Origin of the sequence: Streptomyces sp. NPDC057253 (genome assembly GCF_042669125.1) — a bacterium.
GTDB lineage: Bacteria > Actinomycetota > Actinomycetes > Streptomycetales > Streptomycetaceae > Streptomyces.
In genome coordinates, this window is the sequence record NZ_JBHUXV010000001.1 from 41,995 (window position 1) to 62,573 (window position 20,579).

Below are 20,579 nucleotides of genomic sequence, written 5' to 3' on the forward strand. Positions count from 1 at the left end.
TCCCGCCCTCTTCGTGACCCCCTGTGCCACCATGGCGCGGCTGTCCTCGGCGGGGCGGCGAGGGGGTGCGCATGGGACTCGTAAGGATACTGCTGCCGTTGCCGCGCGCGGCGGCCAGATGGGCGCCGGAGAAGGGCGGCCCGCTGCTCGGCGCGGCGCTGTCGTCCTGCGCCGCGCCGTCCTTGGTCGGTCTCCCACCACCGTCGCCCGCCCGTCGGCTGGCCTGGGCCGAGGAGGCGGTCGCGACCTACCGCGCGACAACCGACATGGAGGGCCTGACCCGAGCCCTGTCCCTACGCGCCCACGCCCTGCTCCTGTCCGGCCGCTTCGAGGAGGCGTACGGGGCCGTGGAGGAGGCGGCTGGTGTGTGGGCGGGGCATGGCGGGGCTGAGGTGGCTGCTGGGCAGTTGGGTGGACCCGGGGGTGAGGTGGCCGGTGGGCAGGCGCCCGGGGCCGACGCTGAGGCGACCGCTGGGCCGACGGCTGGGGCCGGGGATGCCGGGGCCGCTGCGCAGGCGGGCAGGGTCGTGGACGGCATGGCCGCCGTGCAGGCGGGAGGCGCCGGGGATGAGGTGCCCGCCGTGCAGGCGGGTGGGCCCGTGGGTGAGGTGCCCGCTGGGCACGCCGGGCGGGGTGCGGATGGCGCGGCTGGTGTGCCCGGTGCGCGGGCGGACATCGGTGACGATGACGCGGTGCTCGGGGCCGACAAGGCGTCGGTGGTGGTGGGTGCCTTTCTCGGGGATCTGCGGGCGCAGGCGCTTGCCGGGCTGGGGCGGGGCGAGGATGCCGTGCCGGTCGCCCGGGCCAGTGTGGCGGCCTACCGGCGGCTGTCCACGCCCGACCGCAGGGACCGGGCGCTCGGCAGTTTGCCGGGTGCGCTGCGCACCTACGGGATGCTGCTCGCCGCGGTCGGTCGCCACGAGGAGTCCGTCGCCGTGTACGAGGAGTGCGCCGCGCTCCTCGCCGCCATGTCGCTGCGGGAGTTGGCGCACGTCGAACTGGTGCGGCCCCAGGTGCTCGCCGAACTGGTCGGCGTGCTGCGGGCGTCGGGGCGGCACCAGGACGCGCTGGGCGTCGGCCCCGAGGCCAGGGAGGCGCTGCGCGGACCCCTCGCGTGGACCGTCCCCGAGACCGTGCTGCCCCTGCGGGTACGGCTCCTGGTCGACCTCGCCCGCTGTCACACCGCCACCGGCGACCCGGCCGAGGCCCGCGTCTGCGCCGTGGCGGCGGTGGCCGAGGCCCGAAAGCCGCACGGCACGGGCGAGTTGACCTCGGCACTGGACTGCCTCGCCGACGTCCTCGCTGAACTCGGCCAGACCGACAAGGAGTCGACCACCAGGCGCGAACTGGCCGCGCTGCGCGACACCTAGGGCAGGCACCCGGCACCACCCGGCCCGCGCACGCGCCCTAGGCCGTGCGTACCCGGCACCACGCGGCCCGCGCAGCGCCCTAGGCCGTGCGTACCCGGCATCACCCGGATCGCGCATGCGCCCTAGGCCGTGCGTACCCGGCACCACCCGGCCCGCGCACGCGCCCTAGGCCGTGCGCGGTCGTGCCTCGAACCCGGCCGCCCGGTACGCGGCGTCGACGAGAGTCATCGTCGCCACCGCGTCGTCCGCGTCCAGCGGCAGCGCCGCACCCCCGCGCACCCGGTCCGCGAACGCCTCCAGCTGGTAGGTGTACGACGACCGGGTGCCGAGCCGCTCGGTGCGCTCACCGTCCGCCGTGCGCACCACGACCCGGTCGTCGAGGTGCGGCAGCACGAAGTTCGGCGCGAGGACCTCGCCCCGCGAGCCGGTGATCCGGCAGCTCATCTCCAGCCGGTCGTACGCCATGTGGCAGCGCGCCGACCCGGTCGCCCCGCCGGGAAAGGCCAGGTCGGCGTCCAGCCACTCGTCGACCCCGGGCGCCTGCGCCCGCTCCCCGCCCCGCGCGGAGACCAGCCGGGGCGCGCCGCCCGCCCAGGGGGCCAGCATGCGCAGCGCGTGCAGGCTGTAGCAGCCGAGGTCCATCACCGCGCCGCCGGCCAGCGGCAGCGACCAGCGCGGGTCGGTGTCGGGCGGCGCCGGGATCGCCACCAGAGCCTCGACGTGCCGCAGCTCGCCGATCTCCCCGCTCGCGAGGATCTCGTGCAGGCGCCGGGTGACCGGGTGGAAGAGGTAGTGGAAGGCCTCCATGAAGACGGTCCCGGCCTTCGCGGCCGCCTCCCGCACCTCCGCCGCCTCCTCGGCGTTGCTCGCCGACGGCTTCTCGGTCAGGACGTGCTTGCCGGCCGCGAGGGCGGCGAGGTTCCAGGGCCCGTGCAGCCCGTTGGCGAGCGGGTTGTAGACGACCTCCACCTCGGGGTCCGCGATCAGCTCGGCGTACGACCCCGCCACCCGCTCCACACCGTGCTCGGCCGCGTAGGCCTCGGCGCGGGACCGGTCGCGCGCGGCCACCGCGACGACCCGGTGACCGGTCGCCCGGGCCGGGCCGATCAGCGACGACTCACTGATCCGCGCGGCTCCCAGCACGCCGATGCGCAGCGGTTCACTCATGTCCGCGGTTCCTCCTCGATGGTGGCGGGATCATGGTCCCGCCGGGCCAGTGTGCCCTGGACGGGCGGGAAGTGGCGGCGCGCGAGGTCCTGGGCGTGGGCCACCGCGCACTCGACGAGCTCGAAGGCGGGCAGCCCGCCGACCCAGTAGGTGCGGTTCCGGCCCTGGAGCGCGTCGAGGCGGTCCAGCGCGCCGTCCCTGAGGTCGTCGCCGCCGAAGTGCGGCATGAACGCCCAGGTGTGCTGGAGGCGCACCTCGCCGAGGTGCCCGCCGAGCGCCTCGACGTCCTCCCGCAGCAGTGCGGTGACGTCCTCGGGGCGGCCGTAGGAGTAGAAGGTCCGCAGCTCGCTGCCCGGGTAGCGGTGGTGGTACGACACACAGTGGCCGGCCGTGGTGCGGCTCGCGGTGTGGGCGGCGAGGAAGTAGAAGGCGTCCTCGGGCAGGCCGGACGCGGTGGCGAGGGTGGTGTGGTAGGCGTGGGAGCGGATCGTGGCGGCGAGCTCGCGTTCCTCGTCGCCGGCGTCCAGGGCCGGCAGGATCCGGTCCGGCGTGACCGCGAGCACCACGTCGTCCGCCTCGACCGGCCCCGAGTCGGTGTGCACCCGCACCCCGTCCGCCCGCCGCTCGACCGACGTCACGCGCACCCCGCACCGCACGTCCTTCAGTTCCTCCGCGACCCGGCGCCACAGTGTGGCGAACCCGCCCACGACCGTGAAGTCGCCCGCGTGCCCGAGGAGTTCGGGGCCGGGGTCCAACAGGCCGGTCATCTCCGCGTACTTGACGAAGTACAGCGCGGGCACGTCGTCGTCGAGGTGTCCGTAGCCGGCGGCCGTCCACCCGGTGCCGAAGGACTCGGCCATGGACTGCAGGTCGTGGTCGGCGATCCAGCGGCCGACGGGAGCGGCGAGGGCTCGCGCGGAGTGGGCGAGGCCGGGCTCGGCGATGCGCGGAAACTCCCGCTCCCGCAGGGCCCGGTAACGCCGGAGGGAGCCGTCGCGCAGGAACCCCATCAACTGCCGGACGGCACGGCCGCTCGCGTCCAGGACGCGGTAGCGGCTGGTGCGCTCCGTCTCCACGTCCAGTTCCGTCAGCAACTCGGCGATCCGTTCGTACCGGTGGGTGCAGATGTGGCCCCCGAGGTCGTAGGCGCGGCCGTCCACGTGCACGCTCCGGCACTTGCCGGCCACCGCCTCCCGCTCCTCCAGGACGGTCACCCGGTGCCCGGCCCGCTCCAGTTCGCGGGCGACGGCCAGGCCGCTCGGTCCGGCGCCGACGACGGCCACGGTCCGGGGGCCCGCGCTGGCGTGTAACTCCTGCATGGTCGTGACTCCTCGGTCGGTCGGACGTGGAAGGCTCTCATGGTCGTACGGAGAGATCACGTGACCGTGAACGGGCGTCGCGGGCGGAGTGTTCACGCTGCATGGTCCCGGGCCGGGGTGCCCGGGACCCGGCGGTGGGGTCAGGCGGAGCGGACCTCGGCGAGGGTCACCGGGCGGTGCTCGTGCAGGGACAGGGTGCACGCCTCGGCGATCCAGCCCGCCTCCAGGGCGTCCGCGATGGTGCACGGCGAGGGCCGGGTGCCGGCCACGACCTCGGTGAACGCGGTGAGTTCGGCGCGGTAGGCGGCCGTGAAGCGGTCCATGAAGAAGTCGTGCGGGGTGCCCGCCGGGAAGGTCACCCCGGGCTCGACCGAGCGCAGCGGCAGCTTGTCCTCCAGGCCGACCGCGATGGAGTCCTGGAAGCCGTGGATCTCCATGCGGACGTCGTAACCCCGGGCGTTGTGGCGGGAGTTGGAGACCACCGCGATGGTGCCGTCGTCCAGGGTGAGGATCGCGCCGGTGGTGTCGGCGTCGCCCGCCTCCTTGATGTACTCGGCGCCCCGGTTGCCGCCGACGGCGTACACCTCGACGACCTCGCGGCCGGTCACCCAGCGGATGATGTCGAAGTCGTGCACCGAGCAGTCCCGGAAGATGCCCCCGGAGGCGGCGACATACGCGGCCGGCGGCGGGGCGGGGTCCAGGGTGGTCGAGCGCACGGTGTGCAGCTTGCCCAGCTCACCGCTCTGCACGGCGGCACGCGCGTTGACGAAGCCGGTGTCGAAGCGGCGGTTGTAGCCGATCTGGATCGGCACCTCGCTGCCCGCGACGGCCTTGAGAACCTCGACGCCCTCGCTCATGTGCTTGGCGACGGGCTTCTCGCAGAAGACGGGGATGCCGGCCTCGACACCGGCCAGGATCAGCCCGGGGTGGGCGTCGGTCGCCGCCGCGACCACGATGCCGTCCACGCCGGCGGCCAGCAGGGCCTCCGGGGAGTCCACCACCTCGCCGCCGAAGCGCTCCGCGGCGGACTTGGCGGCCTCGGCGAAGGGGTCCGTGAGGACGAGGGACTCGACCGCGTCGAGTCCGGAGAGGGTCTCGGCGTGGAAGGCGCCGATGCGGCCGAGGCCGAGGATTCCGATACGCATGGGGGTGCAGCTCCTTGAGGGTTGGTACGGGGGTGCTAGTCGAGGCCGCCCAGGACGTTCTGGTCCCAGTCGATCACCGATCCGGTCACCACGCCCGACCGGTCGGACAGCAGGAGGACCACGAAGTCGGCGATCTCGTCGGGCTGGCCGAGCTTGCCCATGGGGAGCCGGGCCGCGGCCTCCTCGCGCCAGTCGTCGCCGGCGCCGTGGAAGGTCTTCTGGGTGGCGTCCTCGCCCTCGGTCGCCGTCCAGCCGATGTTCAGGCCGTTGATCCGGACCCGGTCCCACCGGTGGGCGTGCGCCGCGTTGCGGGTCAGGCCGATCAGGCCGGCCTTCGCGGCGACGTAGGGCGCGAGGAAGGGCTGGCCGCCGTGCGCCGAGGACGTGATGATGTTGACGACCGTGCCGGGCGCCCCCCGTCCGACCATGTCCGCGACCGCCGTCTGCATCGCGAAGAACGGCGCCTTCAGGTTGATCGCGATGTGCTGGTCGAACAGCTCGGGCGTGGTGTCGAGGAGCGTGCCACGGGAGGTGAGCCCGGCCGAGTTCACCAGGCAGTCGACCCGGCCGTACGCCTCGACGACCCGGGTCACCGAGGACCTCGCCTGCTCGGCGTCGGCGAGGTCGGCGCGCACGAACAGCGCCTTGCCGCCGGCCGCCTCCAGCTCCGCGACCAGCGCCTCACCGGGCTCCGGCCGGCGCCCGCTGACCGCCACGACCGCCCCCTCGCGGACGGCGGCCCGGGCGATCGCGGCACCGACGCCCTGGCTGCCGCCGTTGACGAGGACGACCTTGTCGTCGAGAAGTCCCATGAATGTGCCAGTCCCTTTCAGGTCGTGCGCCGATACGGCCGTTGCTCAGCTCGTGCGCCGGTCGGCGCCCGCCCGCAGTTCGTCCCTGAGCACCCGCGCGTTCCACCCCTCGGCGAGCGCCCGCCGGACGAGGTCCGCCTGGGAGGGCGGGGCCAGTCCGTCGACGGGCGGGTCGCTGTCGAGGTTGGTCGGGAAGGGGTAGCCCTCGGCGCTCGCGGCGATCACGTTGTCGAGCCACTCCGCGGAGGCGCCCTCGGCCTTCCTCCGCAGGAGCGCGGGGTAGACGGCGTTGGACACCGCCTCCCGGTCCACGGTCTCCATGGCCCGCCCGAAGGCCGAGGAGACCTGGAGCAGGTTGGCCATGCGCCGCACGTCCGTGGTGCGGTTGGTCCCGGCCGCGTGGAACAGCGCCGGGTTGAAGAAGGCCGCGTCGCCCTTGGCGAGCGGCAGCTGGACGTGGTGCTCCTTGAAGTACGCCTGGAACTCCGGCCGCCGCCACGCCAGGTACCCGGGCTCGTACGCCTGCGAGAACGGCAGGTAGAGGGTCGGCCCCGACTCCACCGGCATGTCGCAGTGCGCCACCGCGCCCTGGAGCGTGAGCACGGGGGAGAGGCGGTGCACATGCGCCGGATAGGCGGCCGCGACCTCGTCGGAGAGGAAACCGAGGTGGTAGTCGCGGTGCGCGGTCTGCGCGAGACCGCCCGGGTTGACCACGTTGACCTGCGAGGTGACCTGGTAGCCGGGACCGAGCCAGGCCTCGGACACCAGGGCGAGGACGGGGTTGGCGTAGTAGTCGGCGAAGGCCGCGGGGTCGTACAGGGCCGCCTTCTCCAGCGCGTTCCACACCCGCTCGTTGGCGCCGGGCTTCGCGAAGTGGTCACCGGCGGTCGCGCCCGCCGCGTACTGCTCGCGGATCAGCGAGTCGAACACCTGGGTGAACCGGTCGACGACCCCGTGATCGGGGAACGCCCCCTGGAAGACCACGACCCCGGGCCCGTCGGTCAGGGCCCGTACCAGCTCCTCCTGCACCTCCCGGCGGTCCTTCGCGCCGAGGACGCGCGCGGCGTCGTACAGCAGGACGTTGCGCTCCACGGCGGAGGCGTGCGGGTAGTCGGCGGGGTCGGCGGTCCGTTCGACGAGCGCGCGGAAGGAGTCGAGGTCGCAGTCCTGCTCGGACAGCCAGGCGCGGCGGTGTACGGCGGTGAAGGACATCTGCGTCCTCTCGGTGACAGGGGCGACTCAGCGCTGTCATTCTTGTCATGACAAAGCCGTCGAACAACCGGCAGGCAGCCATCAAAAACCCCTCAAGGAGCAGGCAGGTGGGACACCCGTTCCCCATTCGGGAAATCGCACGTCAGGCGGGGCTCAGCGAGGCCACCGTCGACCGGGTCCTGAACGGCAGGGGCGGGGTCAGGGAGAACACCGCCCGCGAGGTCCATCAGGCGATCACCGACCTGGACCGGCAGCGCACCCAGGTCCGCCTGGTCGGCCGGACCTTCATGGTCGACATCGTGATGCAGACGCCGGAGCGCTTCTCCACGGCCGTCCGCGCCGCCCTGGAGGCCGAGCTGCCCGCGCTGCACCCCGCCGTCCTGCGCTCCCGTTTCCACTTCCGCGAGACGGGCCCGGTGACGGAACTGACCAGGATCCTCGACCGGATAGCCCGGCGCGGCTCCCAGGGCGTGATCCTGAAGGCGCCGGACGTCCCCGAGGTCGCGGCCGCCGTCGGCCGGCTCGCGGAGGCCGGGATCCCCGTGGTCACCCTGGTCACCGACCTGCCCTCCACGGCCCGGCTCGCCTATGTCGGCATCGACAACCGGGCCGCCGGGGCGACGGCCGCGTATCTGACGGGCCAGTGGCTCGGCGACCGGCCCGGCAATGTCCTCGCCAGCCTGAGCAGCGGCTTCTTCCGCAACGAGGAGGAGCGCGAGATGGGCTTCCGCAGCGCGATGCGGGCCCGGCACCCCGACCGCGCGGTGGTCGAGATCGCCGAGGGCCAGGGCCTGGACGCCACCCAGTACGAGCTGGTCCGGGCGGCCCTGGAGCGCGACCCGGACATCCGCGCGGTCTACTCGATCGGCGGCGGCAACATCGCCACCCTGAAGGCCTTCGAGGACCTGGGCCGGGAGTGCGCGGTGTTCGTCGCCCACGACCTGGACCACGACAACGACCGTCTGCTGCGCGAACACCGCCTGTCCGCCGTGCTCCACCACGACCTGCGCCAGGACATGCGGGAGGCCTGCCACATCGTGATGCGCGCGCACGGGGCGCTGCCACCGGCGGGCCCGACGACGCCGTCCGCGATCCAGGTGGTCACGCCCTACAACATGCCGTACTGATCAGGACCGGGACGCCTACAGCTCCACCCACGACCCGCTCTGCGCGGACCGCGCCATCGCGTCCAGTACGGCCGCGCTGTGCACGGCGTCCGCCAGCGTGGCCCCGTACGAGGTGCCCTCGGCGACCGAACGCAGGAAGCGGTACGCCTCCACCACCTTGAGGTCGTCGTAGCCCATGGCGTTGGCCGCGCCCGGCTGGAAGGCGCCGAACTCGCCGTCGCCCGGCCCGACGTACACCGTGCTGACCGCCTGGTCCTGGTAGCTGGTGCCGCGGCTGACACCCAGCTCGCCCATGCGGCGGAAGTCCCAGAACACCGCGCCCTTGGTGCCGTGCACCTCGAAGCCGTAGTTGTTCTGCTCGCCGACCGAGATCCGGCAGGCCTCCAGGACACCCCGGGCGCCGGAGGCGAACCGCAGCAGGCAGTTGACGTAGTCCTCGTTCTCGACCGGGCCGAGCTCCCCGGTGGCGAGGGTGTGCCCGGCGGTGGCGCCGGTGGGACGGGCGCGCTCCGGCAGGAAGATCGCGGTGTCGGCGGTGAGGGACGCGATGTCGCCGAGCAGGAAGCGGGCCAGGTCGGCGCCGTGCGAGGCGAGGTCCCCGAGCACCCCGCTGCCGCCGCGCTCACGCTCGTAGCGCCAGGTCAGGGCGCCCTGGGGGTGGGCCGCGTAGTCGCTGAACAGCCGGATGCGGACATGGGTGACGGTGCCGAGCTCGCCCGCGGCGATCAGGTCGCGGGCGGCCTCCACGGCGGGCGCGTTGCGGTAGTTGAAGCCGACCGCGCTGCGCACCCCGGCCTTGGCCACCGCGTCGGCCACCGCGCGGGCGTCCTCGACGGTCAGGCCCACCGGCTTCTCGATCCACAGGTGCTTGCCGGCCTCGGCCATCGCGACACCGATCTCGCGGTGCAGGAAGTTGGGCGCCGTGACGCTCACCGCCTGGACGCGCGGGTCCGCGGCGACCTCGCGCCAGTCCCGGGTCGTCGAGGCGAACCCGAACTGCGCGGCGGCCTCCTCGGCCCGGCCCGGCACCTCCTCGGCGACGGCCACCAGCTCCGGAACCAGGGCGAGCCGGGGGTAGTGGTGCCGCACCCGGGCGTAGGCCTGGGAGTGCACCCGTCCCATCCAGCCGAATCCGACGACGGCGACACCGAGCGTATCGACCATGGGGAGCCCCTCCGTGAGCCGTTTGGACCGTTCCATTGCTTGTCCTGGTCACCTTGGGTGCCGAATTCGCTTGCTGTCAAGCCTTTGACAAGCCGTGGGAGCCCATGGAACGGTCCATGCCATGCGACCGCCGACGATCCGCGACGTGGCCGACCGGGCCGGAGTGTCGAAGTCCCTGGTCTCGCTCGTGCTGCGGGGCTCGGACCAGGTGCGCCCGGAGAAGCGGGAGGCCGTGCTGCGGGCCGTGCGCGAGCTCGGCTACCGCCCGAACGCCGCCGCCCGCAGCCTCAGCGAGCAGCGCACCCGCACGGTCGGTGTCCTCCTGCACGACCTGCGCAACCCCTGGTTCGTCGAGCTGCTCGACGGCATGAACTCCCTGCTCCACGACAACGGCCTGCGCATGCTCCTCGCCGACGCCCGCCTCAACCGCCGTACCGGACAGGACCCGGCCGGGCCCTTCCTGGACCTCGGGGTCGACGGCCTCGTCGTGGTCGGCACGCTGCCGGACGCGACCGCGCTCGGGGCGGTCGCCGAACGCCTTCCCGTGGTGGTCGCGGGTGCCCGCGAGCCCCGGCTGCCGGGGGTGGACGTCGTCGCCAACGACGACGTGCGGGGCGCCCGCCTGGTCACCGAGCACCTGATCGGCCTCGGGCACCGGCGCATCGCGCACATCGCGGGGTACGGGGCGGTCGGCGAGCTGCGCCGGGAGAGCTTCGAGGCGACCATGCGCGCCCACGGCCTCGCCGGGGCGGCCGTCGTCGAACCGAGCGACATGACCGAGGAGGGCGGCTACCGCACCACGGTCCGGCTGCTGAGCCGCGCGGACCGGCCGACGGCCGTCTTCGCCGTCAACGACATCGCCGCGATCGGCGCGGTGTCGGCCGCCGAGGAACTCGGCCTGCACGTCCCGCGCGACCTGTCGGTGGTCGGCTACGACAACACCAGCATCGCCCGGCTGCGGCACGTCTGGCTCACCACGGTCGACAACGCGGGGCACGAGGTCGGCCGGCGCGCCGCGCGGTGTCTGCTCGACCGGTTCGAGGGGCGCGGGGGAGAGGGCCGTACGGATCTCGCCGTACCGGTGCTGGAGGTGCGGGGGACGACGGCGGGGCCGCCGGACGGGACGTGACGGGCTCCCGGGTCCCGATCAGAGGTTGATCGCGTACGCCTTGCGCAGCGTCTCGTGGACCGTCCACGTCGTACGGTCGCCCTCGCGCAGCACGGCCATGTCGCCGGGCCCCACCCGCAAGGTCGGTCCGCCCTCGACCTCGATGGTCGCCGAGCCGCTGACGACGACGAACAGCTCGTCCGCCTCGGTGTCGGTGACGACTCCGGGGGTGATCTGCCAGATGCCCCGGATCTGACGTCCGTCCGGCGACTCCCAGACCACCTTGCCGGTCACCTCGGGCGTCCCGGAGACGATCTGCTCCCGGGCGAGGGGCTCGGAGTCGAGCTCGGCGTCGGGGATGTGGAGTACGAAGCTGTGGTCCATGGGGCCGACCCTAGCGAGATCGCGCGCGGCCGGTCCGTCGACAGTGTGTGGAGTGTCGGCGCAGGTGGGAGGACACTTCGTCGCGGACTGGCGGGGTGCGTGGGCCCGGGTGATCGTGGAGGGCATGGCGGACACCGAGGCGGCCGCGATGCCGGCGCGCCGGCACGACACCCGTGAGGCGGTCCTGTTCGGCGGGGTCTACGGCTCGGTCCTGGCCTGCTCCATGGTCGCCGCGCTCACCCAGTACGGGCACACGTCCCGGGACAGCCGTCGCTACGACGCCGCGTGGCTCCTGGTCACCGCCCTCGCCTCCGCCCTCGCGCACGGCTACGCCCACTACATCGCCGAGCGCGCCCCGCACCGCCGCGGGGACGCCCTGCGCACGCTGGCCGAGGAGTGGCCCCTGGTCGCGGCGGTCCTGCCGACGGTCGCCCTCCTGGCCGGCGCGGGCTGGGGCTGGTGGCCGGCGAACGGCGTCGAGTACGCGGCCTTCACCCTCAACATCACCCTCCTGTTCACCCTGGGCCTGGTCACGGCCCGCTGGTCCCACCGCACCTGGCTCACGGCGGTGACGATCGGGGTGGTGGACGCGATGTTGGGGGCGGTGGTCGTGGTGGCGAACGCGGTGATCAAGTAGGGGGGGGCCGGCGTCGGCGAAATCGGGCTGCGTCCCGGCCGGTCGCGCGGGCAGCATGGCGTGATGCCCGATCTGCTGTGGGACGACGTCAGGAACTTCTTCGATCCCGATTTGATGGGGGCGCTGCCGGACGGGCGCGTCCCGGGCACGTCGGTGGAGGACTGGCAGGCGGTGTTCGATCTCGTGCGGTCGCGGGGGTGGGCGTACGCGTACTCCGAGGACGGTGTCGCTCTCCGGCTGCCGCGAGCCGGGCACCTGCTGTCCCGTGGCGGTGGCCTGGGCGCTGAGCTGCGGGTGTGGCCGAGCCCCGGCTTCCTGGTGATCTTTCGGGTGTACGAGGCCGGGGCGATCGACTTCGACGTGGATCTGCGGGAGTTGCAGGGTCAGACCGGCGTCGACGCGCTGTGCCGGTTGCTGCGGGCCCTCGGGCGTCGGCTGGGCAAGCCGGTGCTGGTGACCCCGGAGTCGGATCCGTCGCGCCCGGTGCTGGGCTTTGATGTGACGGTCGGCCGGGTCGTGCTGCTCGCCGACCCGGAGCTGCCCTGACGGCCGTACGGGGTTGAAGCGGCCGTCGCCCCGCAGGGAACGACGGCCGCGTGTGGCTCCATGGGGGGCGGAGCCGGTGTCACGCCTCGGCGGTCACCTCCGTCGGCTCCGGCGTTTCGGCGGCCGGGGTCCGGGGGCCCGGCCGGTGTCCGCCGGGGATGAGGGTGGCGAGCGCGAAGGCCAGCAGGGCCGCGCCCGCGCCGATCGCCATGACGACCTTGAAGCCGTTCTCCGAGGGCAGCGCGTGGCCGCCGAAGTCGGTGGTCATCTGGGCCAGGATCACGCCGGCGAGCGCGCCGGCGAAGGACGTGCCGAGGGACCGCATCAGGGTGTTGAGGCTGTTCGCGGCACCCGTCTGGGACGGGTCCACGGCACCCATGATCAGGGCGGGCAGCGCGCCGTACGTGAAGCCGATGCCCGCGCCGATGACGCAGGAGACCAGGACGAGGTGCCAGACCTCGGACATCAGGACGATGTTGAGCCCGTACCCCGCCGCCACGATCAGCGCGCCGATCATCAGCGTGACCTTGGGCCCCTTGGCCTTGGTGACCCCCGCGGACACCGCCGACATGGCCATCATCACCAGGCCCTGCGGAGCCAGCACCAGACCGACCGTCAGCATGGACCTGCCGAGGCCGTAACCGGTCTGCTCCGGCAGCTGGAGCAGCTGCGGCAGCACCAGGGACATCGCGAACATCGAGAAGCCGAGCGCGACCGAGGCGAGGTTGGTGAACAGCACCTGCGGCTTGGCGGTCGTCCGCAGATCAACCAGCGGCTGCGCGCTGCGCAGCTCCCACCGGCCCCAGGCCAGCAGGATCACCACCGCGGCGGTGCCGAGACCGAGCGTGGCACCGCTCGTCCAGCCCCAGTCCCCGCCCTTGGAGACGGCCAGCAGCAGCGGGACCAGCCCGGCGGACAGCCCCAGCGAGCCGACGAGGTCGAACCGGCCTCCCGTCCGCACCTCCGACTCCGGCACGACCAGCAGGACCAGGACGAAGGCCACCGCACCGAGCGCGGCCGAGACCCAGAACAGGATGTGCCAGTTCCAGTGGTCGGCGATGAACGCGGCGGCGGGCAGCCCCAGAGCACCGCCGACACCGAGCGAGGCACTCATCAGCGCGGTGGACCCGGCCAGCCGGTCGGCCGGCAGCGCGTCCCGCATGATGCTGATGCCGAGCGGCACGACCGCGGCGGCCAGCCCCTGGAGGGCACGTCCGACGATCATCGGGACGAGGGAGTCGGCGAGGCCGCAGACCACCGACCCGGACACCAGCAGCACGATGCTGAGCAGCAGCATCCGGCGCTTGCCGAACATGTCACCGAGCCGTCCGACGACCGGAGTGGCCACGGCCGCGGCGAGCAGCGTCGCGGTGACCGCCCAGGCGGTGTCGGAGGCCTCCGCGTGCAGGAGCCTCGGCAGCTCGGGCACGATCGGGATGACCAGGGTCTGCATCAGCGAGACGACGATCCCGGCCAGAGCCAGCACCGCCACCACGGCGTTCGGCTTCGGAGGGGCGGACGGCCCCGCTTCGGCGGGTCGGGCAAGGGCGTCGGACATGGCAGTGGCCTCCGTACGGGGTTGCTCGGCTTACTCGGGTGAATCGCGATTGATGGACTTGCGCAGGTGAAATGGCGTCGTCATGCGCCGAAGGTCACCACGACCTTCTCCGCGGCCCCGGGAGTCAGTGCCAGCTCGAACGCCCGGCCGACCTCCCCGAACGGCACCCGATGGCTGATCAGCTTCGCGAACCGCTCCCGGTGTTCCACCAGTTCCGCCGTCACCTCGAAGATCTCCGTCGGATATCCCTGGGAGGCGATGAGCGTCAGCTCGCTGCGCAGCATGCCGCCGAGGTCCACCTCCCCCTTCTTCTGTACGGCGACCATGACGAGCTTGGCGTGCCACTTGGCGTTGGCGATCACGGAGTCGAACACCGCGGGGGCGCCCGCGGCGTCGAGGTAGATGTCGGTGCCGACCCGCGGCTGCCCGAGCGCGTTGACGGCCGAGCCGTGCAACTCCCGCAGCCGGGCGGTGAGATCCTCCTCGGCGGAATTGACGACCGCGTCGGCGCCCACCGCCAGCGCGGTCTCCAGCCGCTCGGGGATGAGGTCGACCACGGTCACGTGCTCGACCCCGCGCAGCTTCAACCAGATCGCCGCACCCAGCCCGATGGGGCCGGCCCCGAACACCACCACCCTGTCCGCGGGCCCCGCCGCGGAGCGGTTGACGGCGTGCCGGGCGACCGCCATCGGCTCGTTGAGGGCCGCGACATCGAAGGGCATGTCCTCCGGGAGCACGGCGACACTCGTGCCGACCTCGGCGTTCTCGATGAGCAAGTACTCGTCCATGCCGCCGAGTTCACCGCCGCAGCCGATGATGCCGGTCGGCGCGCTCTGCGGGTTGACGACCACCCGGTCGCCGACCGCCAGACCCGTCACCCCGGCGCCCACCTCGACGATCTCACCGGCCGGCTCGTGGCCGAGCGGGATGGCCCGCATCGACCCGTCGGCGCCGACGGGCATGCCGCCCAGGTGGAGGAAGAACGTGTCGGTGCCGCAGATCCCGCAGGCCCGGATGCGCACGAGGGCGTCCTTGGGGCCGGCGATGGGGCGTGGGACGTCCACCACGTCGACCCTGTCCTTCGCGGTGCGGACGGACTTCATCGTGGCCATGGGGTCTCGCTTTCCGGAGGGAGGGGCGCAGGGAGCCGATGCGGCTTGCTTGACTTAGGCAAGCACATGGACTTACTTGAGTCAAGCAATCAAATACCCGCAATGCAGTGAACAAAATTGTTGACAATCTTGTCTGGCTAGATTTACGTTCGACAGGCACTCACTCAGGGAGGGCAACGATGCCGAAGGAAGCCCGTCCGAGCACCGGGGAGCAGGCCAAGCAGCACGCGCTCGCGCAGCTGCGGCAGGCGATCCTGCACGGCGAGATGGCACCGGCACAGCGGCTGGTGGAGAACGAGCTCGCCGAGCAGTTCGGTGTGACACGGGCCAGCATCCGGGCCGCACTCATCGATCTGGAGGCCCAGGGCCTCGTCGAGCGGATCCTCAACCGGGGTTCCCGGGTGCGGGTGGTGACCGTCGAGGAGGCCGTCGCCATCACCGAGTGCCGCATGGTCCTCGAAGGGCTGTGCGCGGCCAAGGCGGCGACCCTGGCCAGTGACGAGCAGCTCGCCGAGCTGACCGAACTGGGCACGGCGATGACCAAGGCCGTGGCCGACGGCGAGCCGGTGACCTACTCCGAGCTCAACCAGGAACTGCACGCCAAGGTGCGGGAGTTCTCCGGCCAGCGGACCGCCGTGGACCTGCTGGAGCGGCTGAACGCCCAACTGGTGCGGCACCGCTTCCAGTTGGCGCTCAGGCCGGGACGCCCGCAGCACTCCCTGAACGAGCATCTGGCGATGATCGAGGCGATCAGGTCCAGGGACCCGCAGGCGGCCGAGCAGGCCGTCCGCGCCCACCTCACCAGCGTGATCGAGGCGCTGCGCGACTGAGCCGCGCGGGGCGGGCGCGAACCTGTCCACTTCAAGGAGATTTCAGCAATGACGCAGTCAGGCGCGCCCGCCCCTCCACGTTCGACACTGGTGATCACCGCGCACGCCGGGGACTTCGTGTGGCGGGCCGGCGGAGCCATCGCGCTGGCCGCCTCCCGGGGCGAGAAGGTCACCATCGCCTGTCTGACCTTCGGCGAGCGCGGCGAGTCCGCCAAGGCCTGGCGCGAGGGCCGGACACTGGAGGAGATCAAGGCGATACGGCGGGACGAGGCCGAGCGCGCCGCCGCCGGCCTCGGCGCCGAGGTCCGCTTCTTCGACGCCGGCGACTACCCGCTGGTCGCGACCGCCGAGCTCACCGACCGGCTCGTCGAGGTCTACCGGGCCACCCAGCCCGACGTCGTGCTCACCCACCCGGTCGAGGACCCCTACAACGGCGACCACCCGGCCGCCAACCGTATGGCCCTGGAGGCCCGGGTCCTCGCGCAGGCCATCGGCTACCCGGGCGAGGGCGAGATCATCGGCGCCCCGCCGGTCTTCTACTTCGAGCCGCACCAGCCCGAGATGAGCGGCTTCAAGCCCGAGGTGCTCCTCGACATCACCGAGGTCTGGGAGACCAAGCGCAAGGCCATGGAGTGCCTCGGCGCCCAGCAGCACCTGTGGGACTACTACACCGACCTCGCCGTCCGCCGGGGCGTCCAGCTCAAGCGCAACGCGGGCCCGAACCTGGGGCTGGCCCACAAGACCATGGCGGAGGCGTACATGCGCCCCTACCCGCAGATCGCGAAGGAGCTGGCATGAGCGGCGTGATCGTCACCAACCCGCCGAAGGCCCAGCTCGCGGACGTCGACGCGCTCGCGCGGTACGGCGTGGCGACCGTCAGCGAGGCGATGGGGCGAACCGGCCTGCTGGGCCCGGGGATTCGCCCCGTCCAGCAGGGCGTGCGGGTCGCGGGCACCGCGGTCACCGTGCTCAGCTGGCCCGGCGACAACCTCATGATCCACGCGGCGGTCGAGCAGTGCGGCGAGGGCGACATCCTGGTCGTCACCACCACCTCGCCGTGCACGGACGGCCTGTTCGGAGAGCTGTTCGCGACCGCCCTCCAGCGGCGCGGGGTGCGCGGGGTCGTCATGAACACCGGCATCCGCGACACCCAGGAACTGCGCGACATGGGCTTCGCCGCCTGGTCCCGGGCGGTCTCCTCGCAGGGCACGGTCAAGGCCACCGGCGGCTCGGTCAACGTGCCGATCGCCATCGACGGCCAGGTGATCCACCCCGGCGACGTGATCCTCGCCGACGACGACGGTGTCGTGGTCGTCCCGCGGGAACGCGCCCGGGAGACCGCCCGGAGGTCCGAGGCCCGGGAGGCCAAGGAGGCCGCCACCCGCGCCGCCTTCCTCGGCGGCCAACTCGGCCTGGACCGCTACGGACTGCGCGAGACGCTGAAGAACCTCGGCGTCGAGTACCAGTCCTACGAGCAGTACGCGGGAGAGCGGCCGTGACCGACGGGGTGCCCTGTCTGCTGATGCGCGGCGGCACCTCCAAGGGCGCCTACTTCCTCGCCGCCGACCTGCCCGCCGAACCCGCCCTGCGCGACGACCTGTTGCTGCGGATCATGGGCAGCCCGGACGAGCGCCAGATCGACGGCCTCGGCGGTGCGCACCCGCTCACCAGCAAGGTCGCCGTGATCTCCGCCTCCGCCGACCCGCACGCCGATGTCGACTACCTGTTCCTCCAAGTCGCCGTCGACCGGCCTGAGGTGAGGGACCGTCAGAACTGCGGGAACCTCCTCGCCGGGGTCGGACCGTTCGCCGTCGAGCGCGGGCTGGTCCCGGCGGGGGAGCGGGAGACCTCGGTCCGGATCCGCATGGTCAACACCGGGGACCACGCCGTCGCGACCTTCCCCACCCCCGGCGGCCGAGTCGACTACACCGGGGACGCCGAGATCTCGGGTGTGCCGGGGACGGCCGCTCCCGTCGTGATCGAGTTCCCGCCCGGCGCGGGGCAGTTGCTGCCCACCGGCCGTCCGGTCGACGTCATCGACGGCGTCGAGGTGACCTGCGTGGACAACGGCATGCCGACCGTCCTCGTCGCGGCGGCCTCCCTCAAGGTCACCGGCTACGAGCCGCCCCGGGACCTGGAGGAGGACCTCGCGCTCGCCGACCGGCTGCACTCCCTCCGCCTGGCGGCGGGCCGCCTGATGGGCCTCGGTGACGTGTCCGACACCACCGTCCCCAAGCTCACGCTGCTCGCCCCGCCCAGGAACGGCGGCGCGGTCACCACCCGCACCTTCATCCCGGTGCGCTGCCACACCTCCATCGGCGTCCTGGGCGCGGCGAGCGTGGCGGCGGGCCTGCGGATCGAGGGCGCCGTGGGCGCGGACCTCGCGGTGGTCGACCCGGGCAGCGACCGTGTCCGCATCGAACACCCCACGGGCTTCCTGGACATCGAGAGCAGGGTGACGGCCGGTCCCGACGGTCCGCCCGCCGCCCGGCACACCGCCGTGCTGCGCACCGCCCGCAAGATCTTCGACGGCACCGTCTTCCCCCGGGCCGCCGACCGACCCACAGGAGGTCACTGATGACTCCGCCGCTCGGCGACATCGCCCACATCGGTCACGCCCAGCTCTTCACCCCGGACCTGGACGCGAGCGTCGCCTTCTTCACCGACTATCTGGGCCTGACCGTGAACGGCGAGGACGGTGACACCGTCCACCTGCGCACCTTCGACGACTACGAGCATCACAGCCTGGTCCTCACCGCCCGCGCCCGGCCCGGCCTCGGCCGGCTCGCCCTGCGCACCTCCAGTGAGGAGGCACTGCACCGCCGTATCAAGGCGATCGAGGAGTCGGGCGGCACCGGACGGTGGGCCGAGGACGAACCCGGCCTCGGCAAGCTGTGGGTCACCACCGACCCGGACGGCCACGAACACGCCCTCTACTGGGAGAGCGAGTACTACCGGGCCCCCGAGGACCTGCGGCCGGCCCTCAAGAACCAGCCGCAGGCCAAGCCCAACAGGGGAGTGGGCGTACGGCGGTTGGACCACGTCAACTTCCTCGCCGCCGACGTGCTCGCCAACGCCGAGTTCCAGCAGAACGTGCTCGGCGCCCGGCCGACCGAGCAGATCCGGCTGGACAGCGGGAGGATCGCGGCGCGCTGGCTGACGTACACGAACAAGTCGTACGACGTTGTCTACACCTCGGACTGGACCGGCAGTCAGGGCAGGCTGCACCACATCGCCTTCGCCACCGACACCCGCGAGGACGTGCTGCGCGCGGCCGATCTCGCCATCGACACCGGGGTGTTCATCGAGACGGGTCCGCACAAGCACGCCATCCAGCAGACCTTCTTCCTCTACGTCTACGAGCCCGGCGGCAACCGCATCGAACTGTGCAACCCGCTCACCCGGCTGGTGCTCGCCCCCGACTGGCCGCTGATCACCTGGACCGAGGAGGAGCGGAAGAAGGGGCAGGCCTGGGGGCTGAAGACCATCGAGTCCTTCCACACGCACGGGACCCCGCCGGTCGGCTGAGGCTGAGGCGTCCGGAGCCACCTCGTAGCGCACCCCGTATGGGCTGCGGATTGATTGTCAATGAGATTGTTGACAAAAGCGTTGACACTCTCTGGGGTGGCTCCTTAGCGTCTGGCGCACCAAGTACGAGAGGTAACCAACGATGTCTTCCTCCCCCTCCCCGTCCCTGTCCGCCCGCGGCAGCGGACTGGCCCTGCTGGTCGTCGGTCTGTGCTGGCTGGCCGTGCTCTTCGACGGCCTCGACATGTTCATCTACGGCTCGGTGCTGCCCCACCTGCTGGAGACCAGGACCTTCGGCCTCACCCCGGACCAGGCCGGTGACCTCGGCAGCTACGCCACCTTCGGCATGCTGGTCGGCGCGCTCGTGGCCGGCACGATCGCCGACCGCATCGGGCGCAAGAAGCTGATGGTCGCCTGCGTGACCCTGTTCTCGCTGGCCTCGGGGCTGTGCGCCGTCGCGGAGAGCGTCACGGTCTTCGGCCTCGGGCGGACCCTGGCGGGCGTCGGCCTCGGCGGTCTGCTCCCCACCGCGATCAGCATGGTCTGCGACTACGCCCCGCGCGGCCGCGCCGCCCTCGTCATCGGCCTGCTGATGACCGCTCACCACGCCGGCGGCATCCTCTCCGCCTACGTCGCCAAGTGGCTCGTCGAGCCGGTCGGCTGGCGTGCCGCGTTCTGGGTCTGTGTGCTCCCGCTGCTCTTCGCCCCGGTGCTGGCCAGGGTCCTGCCCGAGTCGCTGAGCTTCCTGGTCGCCAAGGGCCGCACCGAGGAGGCCAGGGCACTCGCCGAGCGCCACGACGTCGAGGTGCCGGCTGCCAGGACCGGCGGCGCCGGTGACCGCTGGGCCAACCTCGCGAACCTCTTCCGCGGCAAGGAGTGGATCCAGACCCTGCTCTACTGGGCGGCCTCCTTCGGCGGGCTGCTCCTCGTCTACGGCGTCGCCACCTGGCTGCCCACCCTGATGCGGGCCGAGGGTTACGCGCTGGGCTCCGCCCTGTCCTTCGTGGTCGTCTTCAACCTCGGCGGCATCGTGGGCATGCTGGTCGCGGGCCGGGCCGCCGACCGCTTCGGCGCCCCGCGCATCGCCGCGATCTGGTTCGCGCTGACCGCCGCGGGCGTCTTCCTGCTCAGCGTCCACCTGTCGACGACCGTCACGATGGTCGTCGTCTTCCTCACCGGGGTCTTCCTCAACAGCGCCCAGACGATGATCTACGCGACGGTCTCGATCCGCTCGAACGCCGACAACCGGGCCACCGCGGTCGGCTGGACCTCGGGCATGGGCCGCTTCGGCGCCGTCTTCGGCCCCTGGCTCGGTGGCCAGCTCCTCGCCTCGGGCCACGGCGACCGCGGCTTCACGGCCTTCGCCCTCGCCGGTCTGTCGTCCATGGTCTTCATCGGCATCGCCGCCCTGCGCGGCTCCCGGCAGACGGCGGGCAGCGGTAGCGAGCACGAACTGGTCGCCGCCCACTGACACCCACCTGGGGGCGCGGGGAACTGCGCGACCGGCCCACCACGACCCGCACCCGCACGGCGACCGGTCGCCCCGAGCTCTCAGGCGCC

Annotated in this window: 20 protein-coding genes; 11 read left to right on the top strand and 9 right to left on the bottom strand. The window is 72.5% G+C overall.

The window, feature by feature from the left end:
* The first annotated feature begins 71 nt into the window (after positions 1 to 71).
* Entirely contained in the window at positions 72 to 1,370 is a 1,299-nt protein-coding gene (locus tag ACFULQ_RS00200) for a hypothetical protein (protein WP_383535995.1), read from the top strand.
* Between the two features lie 165 nt (positions 1,371 to 1,535).
* Here ACFULQ_RS00200 and ACFULQ_RS00205 read toward each other — a convergent pair whose 3' ends face one another.
* From ACFULQ_RS00205 to ACFULQ_RS00225, 5 genes are read right to left on the bottom strand one after another with little or no spacing between them, the layout of a single operon-like run.
* Positions 1,536 to 2,537, bottom strand: coding sequence for a Gfo/Idh/MocA family protein (locus tag ACFULQ_RS00205; RefSeq protein WP_383535997.1), 1,002 nt, complete (start codon positions 2,535 to 2,537; stop codon positions 1,536 to 1,538).
* Positions 2,534 to 4,102 carry a flavin monoamine oxidase family protein gene (locus tag ACFULQ_RS00210; RefSeq protein WP_383535999.1) on the bottom strand — a complete coding sequence of 523 codons (1,569 nt, stop codon included), beginning with the start codon at positions 4,100 to 4,102 and terminating at the stop codon, positions 2,534 to 2,536. The genes ACFULQ_RS00205 and ACFULQ_RS00210 overlap by 4 nt, the downstream gene beginning before the upstream one ends.
* A complete protein-coding gene (locus ACFULQ_RS00215; RefSeq protein ID WP_383536001.1) occupies positions 3,997 to 5,001 on the bottom strand; it encodes a Gfo/Idh/MocA family oxidoreductase in 1,005 nt (334 codons plus the stop codon). The genes ACFULQ_RS00210 and ACFULQ_RS00215 overlap by 106 nt, the downstream gene beginning before the upstream one ends.
* 35 nt (positions 5,002 to 5,036) lie before the next feature.
* Positions 5,037 to 5,813 carry an SDR family oxidoreductase gene (locus tag ACFULQ_RS00220; protein ID WP_383536003.1) on the bottom strand — a complete coding sequence of 259 codons (777 nt, stop codon included), beginning with the start codon at positions 5,811 to 5,813 and terminating at the stop codon, positions 5,037 to 5,039.
* A gap of 45 nt (positions 5,814 to 5,858) precedes the next feature.
* On the bottom strand, positions 5,859 to 7,025 hold the full coding sequence (locus ACFULQ_RS00225) for a phytanoyl-CoA dioxygenase family protein (RefSeq protein WP_383536005.1): 1,167 nt from the start codon (positions 7,023 to 7,025) through the stop codon (positions 5,859 to 5,861).
* A 107-nt stretch (positions 7,026 to 7,132) separates the two neighbouring features.
* On the opposite strand from ACFULQ_RS00225, the gene ACFULQ_RS00230 reads away from it, so the two are divergent.
* Positions 7,133 to 8,152 carry a LacI family DNA-binding transcriptional regulator gene (locus tag ACFULQ_RS00230; protein WP_383536007.1) on the top strand — a complete coding sequence of 340 codons (1,020 nt, stop codon included), beginning with the start codon at positions 7,133 to 7,135 and terminating at the stop codon, positions 8,150 to 8,152.
* Between the two features lie 15 nt (positions 8,153 to 8,167).
* Here ACFULQ_RS00230 and ACFULQ_RS00235 read toward each other — a convergent pair whose 3' ends face one another.
* A complete protein-coding gene (locus tag ACFULQ_RS00235; protein ID WP_383536009.1) occupies positions 8,168 to 9,316 on the bottom strand; it encodes a Gfo/Idh/MocA family protein in 1,149 nt (382 codons plus the stop codon).
* Between the two features lie 121 nt (positions 9,317 to 9,437).
* On the opposite strand from ACFULQ_RS00235, the gene ACFULQ_RS00240 reads away from it, so the two are divergent.
* Positions 9,438 to 10,445, top strand: coding sequence for a LacI family DNA-binding transcriptional regulator (locus tag ACFULQ_RS00240; protein WP_383536011.1), 1,008 nt, complete (start codon positions 9,438 to 9,440; stop codon positions 10,443 to 10,445).
* 18 nt (positions 10,446 to 10,463) lie between these two features.
* On the opposite strand, the gene ACFULQ_RS00245 is transcribed toward ACFULQ_RS00240, so the two are convergent.
* Complete coding sequence (locus ACFULQ_RS00245; RefSeq protein ID WP_383536013.1) at positions 10,464 to 10,808, bottom strand: cupin domain-containing protein; 345 nt, start codon at positions 10,806 to 10,808, stop codon at positions 10,464 to 10,466.
* 124 nt (positions 10,809 to 10,932) lie between these two features.
* Here ACFULQ_RS00245 and ACFULQ_RS00250 point away from each other — a divergent pair, with 124 nt between their 5' ends.
* On the top strand, positions 10,933 to 11,445 hold the full coding sequence (locus tag ACFULQ_RS00250; RefSeq protein ID WP_383536312.1) for a hypothetical protein: 513 nt from the start codon (positions 10,933 to 10,935) through the stop codon (positions 11,443 to 11,445).
* Between the two features lie 63 nt (positions 11,446 to 11,508).
* Positions 11,509 to 11,991, top strand: coding sequence for a hypothetical protein (locus ACFULQ_RS00255; RefSeq protein WP_383536015.1), 483 nt, complete (start codon positions 11,509 to 11,511; stop codon positions 11,989 to 11,991).
* Between the two features lie 79 nt (positions 11,992 to 12,070).
* Here ACFULQ_RS00255 and ACFULQ_RS00260 read toward each other — a convergent pair whose 3' ends face one another.
* Positions 12,071 to 13,549, bottom strand: coding sequence for an MFS transporter (locus ACFULQ_RS00260; RefSeq protein ID WP_383536017.1), 1,479 nt, complete (start codon positions 13,547 to 13,549; stop codon positions 12,071 to 12,073).
* An 80-nt stretch (positions 13,550 to 13,629) separates the two neighbouring features.
* Complete coding sequence (locus ACFULQ_RS00265; RefSeq protein ID WP_383536019.1) at positions 13,630 to 14,661, bottom strand: zinc-binding dehydrogenase; 1,032 nt, start codon at positions 14,659 to 14,661, stop codon at positions 13,630 to 13,632.
* A 179-nt stretch (positions 14,662 to 14,840) separates the two neighbouring features.
* Here ACFULQ_RS00265 and ACFULQ_RS00270 point away from each other — a divergent pair, with 179 nt between their 5' ends.
* The 6 genes from ACFULQ_RS00270 to ACFULQ_RS00295 all read left to right on the top strand — a co-directional run bounded on the left by ACFULQ_RS00270 (position 14,841) and on the right by ACFULQ_RS00295 (position 20,490).
* Positions 14,841 to 15,491 (top strand): GntR family transcriptional regulator, encoded by a 651-nt coding sequence (locus ACFULQ_RS00270; protein WP_383536021.1) that lies wholly within the window; start codon positions 14,841 to 14,843, stop codon positions 15,489 to 15,491.
* Positions 15,492 to 15,539: 48 nt separating this feature from the next.
* A complete protein-coding gene (locus ACFULQ_RS00275; RefSeq protein WP_383536023.1) occupies positions 15,540 to 16,289 on the top strand; it encodes a PIG-L deacetylase family protein in 750 nt (249 codons plus the stop codon).
* Positions 16,286 to 16,990, top strand: coding sequence for a 4-carboxy-4-hydroxy-2-oxoadipate aldolase/oxaloacetate decarboxylase (locus ACFULQ_RS00280; RefSeq protein WP_383536025.1), 705 nt, complete (start codon positions 16,286 to 16,288; stop codon positions 16,988 to 16,990). The genes ACFULQ_RS00275 and ACFULQ_RS00280 overlap by 4 nt, the downstream gene beginning before the upstream one ends.
* The gene (locus tag ACFULQ_RS00285; RefSeq protein ID WP_383536027.1) at positions 16,987 to 18,069 is read left to right on the top strand and encodes a 4-oxalomesaconate tautomerase; all 1,083 of its coding nucleotides are present in this window, start codon (positions 16,987 to 16,989) and stop codon (positions 18,067 to 18,069) included. Before ACFULQ_RS00280 ends, ACFULQ_RS00285 begins: the two co-directional genes overlap by 4 nt.
* Entirely contained in the window at positions 18,069 to 19,019 is a 951-nt protein-coding gene (locus tag ACFULQ_RS00290; RefSeq protein ID WP_383536029.1) for a VOC family protein, read from the top strand. Before ACFULQ_RS00285 ends, ACFULQ_RS00290 begins: the two co-directional genes overlap by 1 nt.
* Before the next feature lie 142 nt (positions 19,020 to 19,161).
* Positions 19,162 to 20,490 carry an MFS transporter gene (locus ACFULQ_RS00295; RefSeq protein ID WP_383536031.1) on the top strand — a complete coding sequence of 443 codons (1,329 nt, stop codon included), beginning with the start codon at positions 19,162 to 19,164 and terminating at the stop codon, positions 20,488 to 20,490.
* Positions 20,491 to 20,579: the final 89 nt, after the last annotated feature.